Here is a 12838-nt window from a genome sequence, read left to right as displayed (position 1 = left end):
CATCCTTTTCTTATTTCTACATCAATTTATTTTATAGAAATAAAAAGAAGTAATCTAACAAAAAGGGCATATATTTCACAAAATTGAACGGAAATCGAATATATTCCGACAATTACCCACTTATTATTTTATTTTACTTCTAAATGTATTAAAATGATCATATATCATATCTTTAATACACTAAGTTAATTATTTTATATATTCACTAAAAGTGATGTTAATGAATCACTTTTAGTGAATATATAAAATACTATTGGAATATCGCCAAATCTAAAATCTCGACTTAAGAGACTTCACAAATTAGCTTTCTACTATTTCAAACATATTTCCACTTACACAACTAATGAATAATCTATCATTAACTTCCTCAATCGATACAATAAAATCTATTTCGACTACATTTTTAGGCAGTTTAATAATACCTTTTACTTCGCCACATTCAGCATCAAGTATTATCAATTCTAAATTTGAAGTAGCAATATAAATTTCACCATCTTTATATAACAGAACCCTTGCAATATCATGTAGAGTAGTACGGCTCCAAATCACTTTACCCGTTTGAATATGAACACCATAAATTCTGCCTTCTCCTAAGGATAATACCATCATCTCTCCGATAAGAAACGGAGGCAATTCAATTTCAGAAGGTACATTTACTTCATATAACTTTTGACCGTTCTTATGATCATAACATTGTATTTGTGTACTTACACCTTCGTATCCATACTCAGTTCTTGTTACTACTATTTTTGATTCCTTTGATACAATGTAAGAGTATTCTACTTCATCAAGGACTTTTTCAAAGATTACGTTACAACCTTCTTTACCATATTCCCATTTTTGTAGTAAATCTGCTGCTATACATATAAAATTTTCATTGTCTAAAACAACTGGATCATTCGGATAACAATCTTCTATCATTTGTTTCCATAGTGTAGAAGCGTCTAATAATTGAATTGCAATTGCAACGTTACTATATGCATCAACTTCCCCATCTTCATCAAAAGGATTTCCTGCTAATACATAGTAATCTGAGTCAAAATGACACTGCAACTTTTCTCCTCCGACTCGGACATTCTTTTCCCACACTTTCACTCCACTTTCAAGCTCTAATAAAACATTGTAGCCTTCCTGTGTAATAACTAATAAACGTGGTAATTCTTCCCTCGTAGTTTTTACATCTTGTATAATATGCCCTTCTATTTCTAAATTCCATAGAAACTCTCCAGAACTTGATGAAATAGCGTACAATTTCGCAATATTTTTTCCAAATCTATTCGCATGCCAAATAATTGTGACCCCATTCACAGTTATGCAATTACAATCTTCTACTAGTGGAAGATTGCACTGCCAAATCTCTTCTTTCGTTTCACTATCGAGTTTACGAATTTCGTGGTTATTTTCCTCCACATAAAAGATACTCTTCTCATTATGAGATAGTACCGGAGTAAATATCGGTTCAACCTCTATTCCTTTTACATACTGCCAATTTAATTCATATTTATCACTTGTAGCATGATAAATTCGATACATAATTGTGTCATTTCCATTTACAAGTTTAGAAACAAATGGTTCAATTTCTAACATTCTATGATAAGCATCTTTAATTCGAAAAGAATCCACCCCACTTACGTAAATCTGCTCTATCTCCTTTTTAAGAAACGCAAAGATTACTCGTAAAAATTGCTCACTATCAACACTAGCTAACTTCTTTCCTCTCTGATTAAGAATAAGAAATTCCCCATCCTTCTTCTTAAATTCCACCTTTTTTTCATATTCATTCAAAAAAATCACAGCATCATCATATTTAAAAAATCCAACCCAAGCGTCAAACAACCAACAAATCGGGTCTATTATGTCTGTTTTTTCTTGAAACACAATACTTTCATCTATACTAAGTACTATTTCTCCAGCATTTTCTGTTGGCAATTTATTTAGTTCAATTTGAAACTTTTTCATTATTTTCTCCCTCTTAATCACGTTGAAATACTATGTTTATTTACCCCACATTCCCCTGCACTTTCTCAATAACATCTTCTATACGTTCCGCTATACATTCTTTCTCCCAATCTCCCTCACCATGCATAGCCGTATAAACCGGACAATTCTCATCGTTACTATCTACAAAAATCGGATCTCCAAGATACGAATCTATCCCTATTACAATCCATCCTTCTTTCCAATCTCCTTCTTCATTCCCGGCTAAGCTTTGCCCTTCTTCATCAAAACTATAACCAAGTTGCCCTTCTTCTATTTCTTCACTATTAAACAATTCTATCGTCATAGGTTCAGATTCATACTCTAACTCAATTTCATTATCCTCAGCACGATCTACATATGCTAAAAGTTGTTTAATTTTATTATGGTTAATCATGATATTTTCTCCATTCTATCTTTTAAAAATTTAATTTTATTCATAATGAGCTGCCGCAAGTAACATTTGAGCAATGAACTTCCATGGAATATTTTCTGGAATCTTCTCCCCTTGATTTATATAAACACCTTCATAATCACCTAACCAACCATTTAATGCCTCTAAATAAGTCTCTACCTCTATATTCTCCCATTCATCCTTATTCACTTTAAAATCCTTTTGAAGATATACAAGAAATTTCAACAAGTCTTCTTTAGAATTTACATGATCAACGTATTCAAATACATCCATGTTTTGTCCCTCTTTCTATTGCTCGTCATTTAAACTAACTATAATATATGAAATAAGATTCTTAAAACTATTATTTGAGGTGATCCAATATGAAGACTACAATTTGGGCAGAAGATGATTATTTAAAACTAGCCCCCATTAACAACGAACTAATAAAAAAAGCAGAAGAAGTACTGAACGTAAAGCTTCCAGAATCGTACATAAATCTTCTAAAAGGACAAAATGGAGGAACACTTCGCCTTGATGCTCACCCTACTTTAGAGCCAAATTCTTGGGCAGACGATCACGTTAATGTGTCTGGCTTATACGGCATTTCTTTTGATGAAAATGAATCTAGTATTTTAGAGAGCCATTATTTAATTCAGGAGTGGGAAATGCCTGAGAAGCTCGTACTTTTATCTGGGGACGGCCATACATGGATTGCATTAGACTATCGAAATGTTGCTGAAAACCCTCCAGTTATATTTATTGATAATGAAGTTGAGCAAATAATTGAATTAGCACCTAACTTTGAAAGCTTCTTACAAAACTTAACTACGTACGATTATGACGAAGAGTAAACCTCTCTAAAGGAGTACGCAATAGTGCAAGATTTCATTATTAATTTACACACTGCTTTAAAACCGCTTGGATTTAAGAAAAAAAGACATACATTTTTCAAAGCTGATAATGGATTTTATAAGCTCATTAACATACAAAAAAGCCAGTTTGGAGATGACTTCTATATAAATATAGGAGTTCATCCTATCGGCCTCCCGTAGCTTATCACGGACCAATTACAAATAAAAGAAAACATCTCAATATTCGATTGCATTCTACAAACGAGAATAGAGCCTATACATATGAAACAGAACCCGTTATTGCATAATGTTTCACATGAAACTATCGATATTCCTGATTATCCTTCTACCATTTCCGACTGGTTTCAAGTGTGGGCGTCTTATGCGAATTTAGCAAAAACAAATATACACTCTATCACTCCGGTACTAGCTGTCGTTCCAATATTACAGGAAAAAGCGTTTCTGCTTCTTACTTGTTTCTCTTTCTATAACTTAAAACAGTACGAGCAAGCTAATCACTATTTACAGCAATATTTACACTGCGCCGTGCATCTGAATACCGAGGAAAAGGAGCCGTTATTCTTTCATGAAGTTGATATGTATATGAAAAAACTAGTAGAAAATGCAATGTGATTTCACATTGTACTTTCTACTAGTGCTTTATCAAACTTTTTATATCCTTCCCCTACAACTCCCAAGTAATATTCATCTCTTCAAACGACGCTTTACTAACTTTTAATCCTTCACTATCATCCGTCTCAATCATCGCTACTTCTTCTTTAGACAACTTAATCTCCTCATTTGGATGTTTGATTTTTCTCTCATATACAAGTTGTAAAAGCTCTATTTGCTCTTCTGTCAGCTCATACTCTTCTTCTAATCTTTCCATTGCTGATTCAAGATCAAGTAGTGGGATTTCTAATAAAAATCCACCATGCTCTTCCATCTCTTCAAATGAATCGATTGAGTATGCACCGCTATCCTCAATCCAAAAAGCTGTTGTAATGAAAGGAACTGTTTCGCCTTCTACTTCTTCTAATACGTATTGAAGTGCTTCCTCTTTCGCAATGTCTATTACTTCCGAAGGTGCCCCTTCGAAATAATTTGCTGCATCAATCCACTCATCAATTCTCTCACTATTCACATCTTGAAGACATACAATCGTGTAATTCGGATGGAAAGTAATTGTCCCTTGTCCGCCTTGACTATCTTGCATACTATAGTTAAATCCATCCCATGAACTTTCATGTGAGAAATCAGGAGCATGTGCTACAAAAATTGCATCTGCAATCGACTTTAAAATACATCCTTTCCATAGTTGTTCTTTACTTATATGAAAGTTATAGTTACTCATTCTCTTCCCCCGCATATATGTTTTTTAATATTATCTTTCGACTTCTCATTCTTTGTAAAGCGTTTTTTCATTATATAAAAATAGTAAAGCACCCTTTATCTAAAGGATGCTTTACTATTCATCTACCACTTCCCCCTGCACTCCTCAATCAAGCACAGCAAGTACCCCTTCGTCATATCTGCCCTTCTCCACCTTGAGAGCATTCGCTTTTCTTTTGGACTCTGCCGTATTCTCTCTACTTCTTTTAATAAAGGGTCCCATTCTTTCGCTGAACGTTCTAATAAGTATTGTAATCCTCTATCTTTTGAAACAATTGTTTTATGATCTAACGTATATAAAATACGTCCCATAGTAACGACAGCTGATTCCACCCATTCTTCTATGAAAAATAAATAAGGACGCTTCGCTTTTTCACTCCAGTAATGTTCTACGTTGTATTTCATTGTATTTACTACATCGTCCCACTTTATTTGAAATGGAAAGTCTTCTACTTCTTTCCCGATAACTGTAATGCCTTGGTTTTTCAACGTCCACCATGTGACCGCATTAATATCCCAATGACCAATATCGACCTTACCATCTGCACAATACACGTACTCATTTATTTCATGATTGTATTTCCCTAAGTCAGCAAGCGGAATATACATACCATCCATTCTTTTACCTAACGTACTTTCACTCATTTTCTTATGCAGTTCTACAATTTGTTGTTTTTCAGCTTCATTCACGGAATCACTTATTACCGTAACAAAATCAACATCGCTCGTTTCTATATGAAATGCTCCTAGCGCGATTGATCCGTAAATGTATACCCCGACTATTTTTTCATCCAAAAAAATTTCTTTTAATCCTACTATGTACTGCTCCATTAACTGTTTTACTTCTTCTGGTAGAGCCTGCTTTATTCCATTCTCCACATCTATCCCTCCAATAAAAAAAGCCTTTGCAAATTCGCAAAGGCTTCATGCTTTATAAATATTTCTCGATTTCTTCGTAAACATCCTTCAAACGTGGATTTCCTTCTCCAACAATTTCTCCATTTACAAGAACGACTGGATAAAATAAATCTTCCTCCACTACTCGCTCTGCGAATGCTTTTTTATCCTCATCTTCTTGTTCTTCTTGAAAATCAATATACTCGAAATTAAATTTATTTTCTTGTCCCTCATATTTACGACCAATTGCCGCTTGTAACCACTCAAACGTTTCTGTTGAAGATGGCATTCCAACGCAGCTCGCACAAATTACTTTCGTCCCATACACTTGAACATTAACCATTTCTTCTCCCCCACTTCTTGTTTCAACAGCATATTCAGATGTCTTAGTACATAAGCACATCATTTTACAAACTTATTCCATACCCCTATACTGAAAAAACACGTTGTACACACGATACAATATTTCGACAATAAAACAAGAAGAGAAAAAATAGATTTTCCCCTCTATCTTGATTATAATAAAACTGATGAAAGGAGTCGATAAAAATGGAAAACCCACATATGCAAGAACAAGTATTAGAAGTATTAGATAAATTACGTCCATTCTTACTTCGCGATGGCGGAGACGTTGAATTAGTAGACATTGAAGAAGGTATCGTAAAACTACGCCTTATGGGTGCATGCGGAAGCTGCCCAAGTTCTACAATCACACTAAAAGCTGGTATCGAACGCGCATTACTTGAAGAAGTACCAGGCGTTATTGAAGTAGAACAAGTATTTTAATTAAAAGCGGAAGCGGCTCGTTCAGAATCGTTTTCTAAAAAGAGACCCATTTGGGTCTCTTTTTTTATTCAAATAACACTTCTCCTTTAACATCATAAAACAAAATTGGAAATCCTTCTCAAAAAATGCGATAATTAATACTATATAGTGAATCGTTCACACATATAAGCGGGATAAAGTAAAAAACATAGGGGGACGACATATGCCAAGAATGGGAAACACTTTTTTAACAATTCAAGAACTAGAAAAGAAAAAAGAGTATTTATTAGACCTTTCATCGGTTATACCAACGTGGAATACAAGCTATCAATTTTTATTTAAAGAAATCCAGCAAGAATTATTGAGTAAAGTAAATGAAAAAATCGAAAGACATCAATTCATTTTAAATATATGTGCAGATCAACAGGTAGGGGCATAATGTATTACATACAATTGTAGTATAAAAAAAGAGACCTCCATCGGTCTCTTTTTTTATACTTTTAAGATAGCCAATCTAATTTCCTAATCCCTAACTTATCAACTGGTAAACGAAGTGACCCGTAAAAATGCTTCATAAATTGCTCGGAGCGGTTCACATCGTGTAAAATGGCTTCTAAGCGATCTCTATATATGCTTTTTTGTTCTTCGTTTCCTGTTTGATAATATCGTTCAACGGTTTCAAAGTATTGGAGCGGGAACAGAAGCCTTGCAAATAATAGGCGCCAACCAAATGAGGATAGCGAATAATTCCGTTCATAATCTGTAACAAATTGGACGATTGTTTGCTCCCAATCTTTCTTTTTTTCTATCATCATATAGCGAATTAATTCTGCCATATCTCGAGTTGGGTGATCATACACCCAATTGAAAGGAAGTTTGAGGCGCTTCGTTTGATGCCATAATAAAGGTGTGAATCTTTCTTGGCAAATTGTTGCTGCATCAGTCATTTGCGGCGTATCATCCATCTCTGTATCGACAACATATTGAATTGCATTTTCTGCAACTCCTAAGTAATACGGGAAGGATTCAATAAACAATTGATCGAATACGTCTGTAGGGTGGTTCATCACTTGTGATTGCCAAAACTTTTCTAATTGATCGAGCCTTTTTTCCCATAATGCTTTCCATTCACCAATGCGGCTTAATTGCTCGATTTCTTCTGGAAAGAATGCACCTCGTTTATGGAATATAGAAAGCTCACTTCCTAATGATGTAGCATGTCGTTCTAACGCACGCATACCTTTTAATAAGCAGTAATTTTGTTCTTCTATCTCACTTACATAGTAGCCGTGTATAGTCGGAACGAAAGTCGCTACAGTTATATCCCCTTGCTGGTTCATATAATCACTGAGCTTTTTCATCTCTACAAGTACTTCTTCCTCCATTTCTCCAATTGGAACAAGTACATAAATTTTGTTGCGAATCCAAAAGCTTTTATAGGGGCCAAGGGGGATTAATTCTTTAACATGCATGTGATAATGCTCATAAATATGCTGAATCATCGCAGTCGCCACCTATGGTTTTTCTTTATATATATGAGCTTGTGCTCGCCTTTCATTCCTATGCACATGATAAAGCAACGAAACGTATACAAATACTAAAAAGAAAAAAAGGTGATAAACATGAAAGAATCAAATCAACTACAAGAAAGAGCATTACAACTATTACAAGAACGCGGTGTAACAATTGACGATATTGCTGAACTTGTTCATTTTCTTCAAAAGAAATACCATGCAAATTTAGAGATGTCAGAATGCCGTTATAACGTTGAGCGTGTACTATCAAAACGCGAAGTACAAAACGCACTTATTACAGGCATTGAACTTGATGTCCTTGCTGAAAAAGGAATGCTAAGTCAGCCATTACAAGATATCGTAAAACGTGATGAAGGCTTATACGGAATTGATGAGGTTATCGCACTTTCTATCGTTAACGTGTACGGCTCTATCGGTTTCACGAACTTTGGATATATCGATAAATTAAAACCTGGTATTTTAGAATACTTAAATGATAAATCATCTGGAAAAGTACACACATTCCTTGACGATATCGTTGGCGGAATCGCTGCCGCTGCTTCAAGTCGTTTAGCGCACCGTGCTGAGCATTCGGAATAAGGTGTCTAGGCCGTCAGTTTCATACTGACGGCCTTTCGTATTCCATAAGCATAAACTCTCTTCCACGGCTCAAAAAAACAGGTCCTACTTGAAATCCAATGTTTTTATATAACCTAATTGCTCTTTTATTAAATGTCGCTACACTTAGTCGAAACATTTTTGAATTCAATTCCTCAGCAGCAAATGCAATTCCAGCTTGAAAAAATGTTTTCCCCATACCTTTTCCTGTTAAATCTGGCTTCATGCCAATTCCGATATCGACTACACCTTCTCCCTTATATAAATTAGCATCTCTTCCGCCCGGAACTTGCGCATTTTCTCCAAAACAAAAATAGCCGATGAATTCTCCCTTCTCATCACAACAACCGTAATACGTCCCATCTAATAGCTCTTCTATTACTTCAGCCTCTCCTGAAAAACTATATAAATTGTACGGCTCCTCATACGTCCACATATTTATCTCATTCGCTTCTTCTTCTGTTAACTTATGTATTTCCATTCCTCTCGCTCCTCATCAAATATTCTATATATATTTACTCATTCATTTTTAACACTCAATTTCCCTCTAATTACAATATGCATAATTACATACGCACACCCATTTAAAAAATGCTAAACTTTATTTGAATCGCTGTTGTTACACTTCTTGATTAAGAAAGATCGTTAACCGGAAAATTAACGTCTTATCAAATTCAAGCAATTGGCACATTTTGTCATCATCAAAGACACTCAAAAGAGTGTCTTTTTTTCTATACCTGAGCAGGACTTGCTCATTTACAAAATAAATGCATAAATTACTATAACTCTTTAAACGCATTATTCCCTTTTTATAAGCTAGGGTGTTCGTTGCGACAGATTCGGATAATAAAAAGCACTCCAGCCAGAGTGCTTTTTACTTTCAAACAAGGAGGTTACATATATGGATAGTACTCTTGTATTTAACTTCGGCATTGGTATTGTCATTATTTTATTCGTCTTCTTTGTTCTTTGTATGAGCGGGGTGTAGCAATCTTTTATGCTGATAACTCCTTTAAAGTATCACTTAATTTAAACTTTCTTAATTGTAATGAAGCAATCATAGCCGCCCCTGCTCCAAGCACCACACTAGCTAGAGCCAATATGCACATTTGATTATACGGAATGATAATAACCGTTAACTCTAAGCTTGATAACACAATGTAACTAAACAAAATTCCGCCAAAAATGCCAATACAACCAGCTATCGCTCCAAGTAAAGTTCCCTCTAATAACACAATCCGTCTCATTTGCTTCGGAATAGCTCCTACCGCACGAATCATACTAATTTCAGCACGTCTTTCATGTAAACTTGCGACAATCGCATTCATTAATCCTATACCAGAAATGATGAAAATAATTACAACTAACAAACGAATTAACATCATCATTTGCGATAATAATTGCTCTTGTTCTTTCAATAAATCATAACTATTTATAACTTCTACATTCTCTTTATTATTTGTAATTTGTTTTACTTGCTTCTTAATCGCTTCAAATGATTGATTAGAATTAGTCATAATTTGAAGCGCTTCATACCCTTGCACGTGAAACTTATCACGGGCCCATTGTTCATTCACAAAAATATCCAACCCTCTTAACCTTAATCCTTGCTCAATAATCGAAACGACTTTAATCGTTTGTTTTTCTTTTCCCTTTCCTTGTACTTCAATCGTATCTTGCAACTGAAGTCCTAAATTTTTAGCCGTTTCTTTCGTAACGACTCCCTCACCATCTTGTAATGACTTATTTAAATTTTGCCCTGAAATCACTTTCGCCTTCGTTACTTTCTGATACGCTACAATATCGTTACCCACAACTTCCATTGAATCATAGTTAAGATTATTTTTTTTCGCATGTTCATACCATTCTTGATTCGCTTTTTTAAAGTCATAATTTACAAGTTTTGCTGTGAAGTCAGTAGCATTCCCTACACTCGCTTCTACACCGTCAACTTTTTTAACCTTCTCCATCCAACTAAATGGTAAAATCTCAATTCTTTGCGACTCCATCGGTACACGTACTACTAAATCCGCTGGTAAATGCTTTTGTAATCCTTTTTTCATACCTTCATACATAGAATTTACATACATCGTTCCAACAAGTGCTAACATAAAACCAAATGCTAGTATAGCAACTGAAACAGCTGCCTTATTCCGATAACGAATTATATTTCGACTACTAATCGTCGTTTCAATTCGAAATATAATTTGTAAAGGTTTTGCAATAACAGGCGCTATCATACGAATAAATAACGGAATCGCAAATAACAAACCAACTGCAAATAACAGCGCTCCTATCGCACTTGGATTAAAACCGATATACTCCTCTAATACGTTACCCGCTAGTCCAATAACAGTACCAATAATTAAAATGCTAAGACTAACAGCACTCCATCTTTTTTCTTTTTTCTCGTTACTAGGAAGACCTGGCCGAAGTGCTTGAACTGGAGGAATCTTTCTAACCATGAAAGCTGGTATAATAGCCCCTATGACAGACATAACAATCCCTAGTAAAAACGTAATGAGTAAAATATCACCTGAAATCGAGAATGATTCTTTCCCAGCACTCTCAATATTCACCCATTTATTAATGAATGATGCCGCAATTGTGTGTGTACTCGCTCCAAGAACAATTCCTGCTAGAGATCCAATTGCTCCAATACATAAAGCCTCTAATAAAACGACTAATATAATTTGATTTGGATTACTACCAAGTGCACGTAATAATGCCCATTGCTTAAATCGACTTCTGACAGATAAGAAGAAACTTCCCATTATTAAAAGGGCTACTACAAATAAGGCAATACCACCTAAACTAAAAATTAATGGCTTCATTACATTTAGTCGTTCAAATGCCTTATCGACATAAGTACGTTGGTCTACCTTTATATTTTCTATCTTCTTATTTACATCAAGAGCAATCGCTCTCTTCACATTTACATCGGGCGTTTTCACTTGAACGAGATTAAACTGGTTTGGTAGATTTAATTCTTTTTGAAGCCACTGGATTGGAAAATAAGCCCCATGCCCCATTGCCGCCATTAGCGGCGGATTTAAAATCCCGACGACTTTTACAGTCTTTTCTCCATGTTGCGGGAATGGCAACTTAATCGTATCTCCTACCCGTATATTTTCACGATCTGTATATCCTTTTGTCAGTGCTACTTCAGCCCCTTCTTTCGGATATCGACCTTCTAATATTTTATACGAATGCATTTCTGGAGAATCTTGCTCAACACCCCAATAGGACGGCTTTCCCGATAACTCTTTATAATTTGGAAAAGGGTATGGTATAAGTACTTTTGATATTTTTTCAGCATTTTCTAAGCCATCTATTCCTTGTAAACTTTCATTATTTAAATACATATCATTTTTTATATAGCCAAATTGCAAATTATAATCTCCATACCGGCTTACTACTTGTTCCTTCACACTTTGCTCTACTGATTGATTGCCTAGTAATAACATCGTCGCTAACATAACACCTAAAGCTGCACCGAGGGCAATCAGCATATTTCGCAACCAATTTTGTTTCATCGATTTTACCGCATATTTAATTACCCATCGCATCACCTTTACCTCCTACTTTAAAGTGGCGATTCATAATCTCTTGAATGTGAGTAACTTGTTGCGGGATATTTCGAAATTTCCATCCTTTACTTTCAGCATGTTCATGAATTACTTCACCATCTAATAAGAAAACAACTTTATCTGCATGGGCCGCTACGAACGGATCATGCGTTACAATGACAGCTGTTTGCCCTAATTCATCACATGCATTGCGAAGTGCCGCGATTATATTTTTGCTATTTTCTGAATCTAATGCCCCTGTTGGTTCATCTGCTAATATAATAGCCGGCTCATTTGCAAAAGCTCTTGCTATCGCAACCCTTTGCTGTTGACCGCCTGATAACTGTGCTGGTAAATGCTTTTCTTTTCCCTTCAATCCAACAAGTTCTAATAAACGAGTTGCTGTCACCGTTGCCTTTTTTTGCGAGACATTATCTAACAGTAATGGTAATCCTACATTTTCCTCTGCATTAAATACTGGAATTAAGTTAAACTGTTGAAAAATAAAACCGATTTTATGCCTCCTAAATAAAGCGAGCTCTTTTTCTTTTAATGTTGAAATCTCTGTACCGTCAACTCGAATACTACCTATCGATGGAATATCTAATCCACCTAGTAGCTGCAATAAAGTCGTTTTCCCTGAACCACTTGCCCCCATAATACAAACGAAATCTCCTTTTTGAATTTGAAGATTAATGCCTTTTAATATTTTTACTTTACTATCCCCAATATCAAACGATTTTTCTAACCTTTCAATTTCAATAATATTCATCCCCATATCCCCTGCTCTCTCTATTTACCAATCTATATATTCTATTCAAAAATGCAAAATCCCTACTTATTTGTATTTTTTTGTAA

At 35.0% G+C, this 12838-nt stretch carries 14 protein-coding genes and 1 pseudogene; 5 read left to right on the top strand and 10 right to left on the bottom strand.

What is annotated here, in order from left to right:
- Positions 1 to 300: 300 nt before the first annotated feature.
- From JDS80_RS20910 to JDS80_RS20900, 3 genes are read right to left on the bottom strand one after another with little or no spacing between them, the layout of a single operon-like run.
- Positions 301 to 1959 carry an outer membrane protein assembly factor BamB family protein gene (locus JDS80_RS20910; protein WP_199639892.1) on the bottom strand — a complete coding sequence of 553 codons (1659 nt, stop codon included), beginning with the start codon at positions 1957 to 1959 and terminating at the stop codon, positions 301 to 303.
- Between the two features lie 40 nt (positions 1960 to 1999).
- A complete protein-coding gene (locus JDS80_RS20905) occupies positions 2000 to 2374 on the bottom strand; it encodes a hypothetical protein (RefSeq protein ID WP_199639891.1) in 375 nt (124 codons plus the stop codon).
- 36 nt (positions 2375 to 2410) lie between these two features.
- Entirely contained in the window at positions 2411 to 2665 is a 255-nt protein-coding gene (locus JDS80_RS20900; RefSeq protein WP_199639890.1) for a DUF7660 family protein, read from the bottom strand.
- Between the two features lie 89 nt (positions 2666 to 2754).
- Here JDS80_RS20900 and JDS80_RS20895 point away from each other — a divergent pair, with 89 nt between their 5' ends.
- Complete coding sequence (locus JDS80_RS20895; protein WP_199639889.1) at positions 2755 to 3225, top strand: SMI1/KNR4 family protein; 471 nt, start codon at positions 2755 to 2757, stop codon at positions 3223 to 3225.
- Between the two features lie 24 nt (positions 3226 to 3249).
- A pseudogene (locus JDS80_RS20890) lies at positions 3250 to 3858 on the top strand (DUF4304 domain-containing protein).
- A 52-nt stretch (positions 3859 to 3910) separates the two neighbouring features.
- Here the strand turns inward: JDS80_RS20890 and JDS80_RS20885 are convergent.
- From JDS80_RS20885 to JDS80_RS20875, 3 genes are all read right to left on the bottom strand, one after another.
- Positions 3911 to 4579 (bottom strand): hypothetical protein, encoded by a 669-nt coding sequence (locus JDS80_RS20885; protein ID WP_199639888.1) that lies wholly within the window; start codon positions 4577 to 4579, stop codon positions 3911 to 3913.
- A 122-nt stretch (positions 4580 to 4701) separates the two neighbouring features.
- Complete coding sequence (locus JDS80_RS20880) at positions 4702 to 5511, bottom strand: nucleotidyltransferase domain-containing protein (protein ID WP_346011390.1); 810 nt, start codon at positions 5509 to 5511, stop codon at positions 4702 to 4704.
- 37 nt (positions 5512 to 5548) lie between these two features.
- Positions 5549 to 5857 (bottom strand): YuzD family protein, encoded by a 309-nt coding sequence (locus JDS80_RS20875; protein WP_000248590.1) that lies wholly within the window; start codon positions 5855 to 5857, stop codon positions 5549 to 5551.
- A gap of 206 nt (positions 5858 to 6063) precedes the next feature.
- Between JDS80_RS20875 and JDS80_RS20870 the strand changes: the two genes are divergently transcribed.
- Both JDS80_RS20870 and JDS80_RS20865 read left to right on the top strand, forming a co-directional pair.
- Entirely contained in the window at positions 6064 to 6300 is a 237-nt protein-coding gene (locus tag JDS80_RS20870; RefSeq protein ID WP_000431159.1) for a NifU family protein, read from the top strand.
- Between the two features lie 202 nt (positions 6301 to 6502).
- Positions 6503 to 6718, top strand: coding sequence for a hypothetical protein (locus JDS80_RS20865; RefSeq protein ID WP_016096616.1), 216 nt, complete (start codon positions 6503 to 6505; stop codon positions 6716 to 6718).
- Between the two features lie 61 nt (positions 6719 to 6779).
- Here JDS80_RS20865 and yutH read toward each other — a convergent pair whose 3' ends face one another.
- Positions 6780 to 7781 (bottom strand): spore coat putative kinase YutH, encoded by a 1002-nt coding sequence (gene yutH / locus JDS80_RS20860; protein ID WP_071748210.1) that lies wholly within the window; start codon positions 7779 to 7781, stop codon positions 6780 to 6782.
- Between the two features lie 120 nt (positions 7782 to 7901).
- On the opposite strand from yutH, the gene JDS80_RS20855 reads away from it, so the two are divergent.
- Entirely contained in the window at positions 7902 to 8393 is a 492-nt protein-coding gene (locus JDS80_RS20855) for a phosphatidylglycerophosphatase A family protein (protein ID WP_044740520.1), read from the top strand.
- 19 nt (positions 8394 to 8412) lie between these two features.
- Here JDS80_RS20855 and JDS80_RS20850 read toward each other — a convergent pair whose 3' ends face one another.
- The 3 genes from JDS80_RS20850 to JDS80_RS20840 form a co-directional block, all read right to left on the bottom strand.
- Positions 8413 to 8892, bottom strand: coding sequence for a GNAT family N-acetyltransferase (locus tag JDS80_RS20850; RefSeq protein ID WP_199639886.1), 480 nt, complete (start codon positions 8890 to 8892; stop codon positions 8413 to 8415).
- Positions 8893 to 9406: 514 nt separating this feature from the next.
- Positions 9407 to 11980 carry an FtsX-like permease family protein gene (locus JDS80_RS20845; protein ID WP_199639885.1) on the bottom strand — a complete coding sequence of 858 codons (2574 nt, stop codon included), beginning with the start codon at positions 11978 to 11980 and terminating at the stop codon, positions 9407 to 9409.
- On the bottom strand, positions 11964 to 12752 hold the full coding sequence (locus tag JDS80_RS20840; protein WP_199639884.1) for an ABC transporter ATP-binding protein: 789 nt from the start codon (positions 12750 to 12752) through the stop codon (positions 11964 to 11966). Before JDS80_RS20840 ends, JDS80_RS20845 begins: the two co-directional genes overlap by 17 nt.
- Positions 12753 to 12838 lie beyond the last annotated feature (86 nt).

Origin of the sequence: Bacillus cereus group sp. N8, assembly GCF_016483685.1 — a bacterium.
GTDB classification, from domain to species: Bacteria; Bacillota; Bacilli; order Bacillales; family Bacillaceae_G; genus Bacillus_A; species Bacillus_A proteolyticus.
The sequence above is the reverse complement of the archived record's forward strand: the minus strand, read 5'-3'. Positions and strand labels throughout refer to the sequence as shown.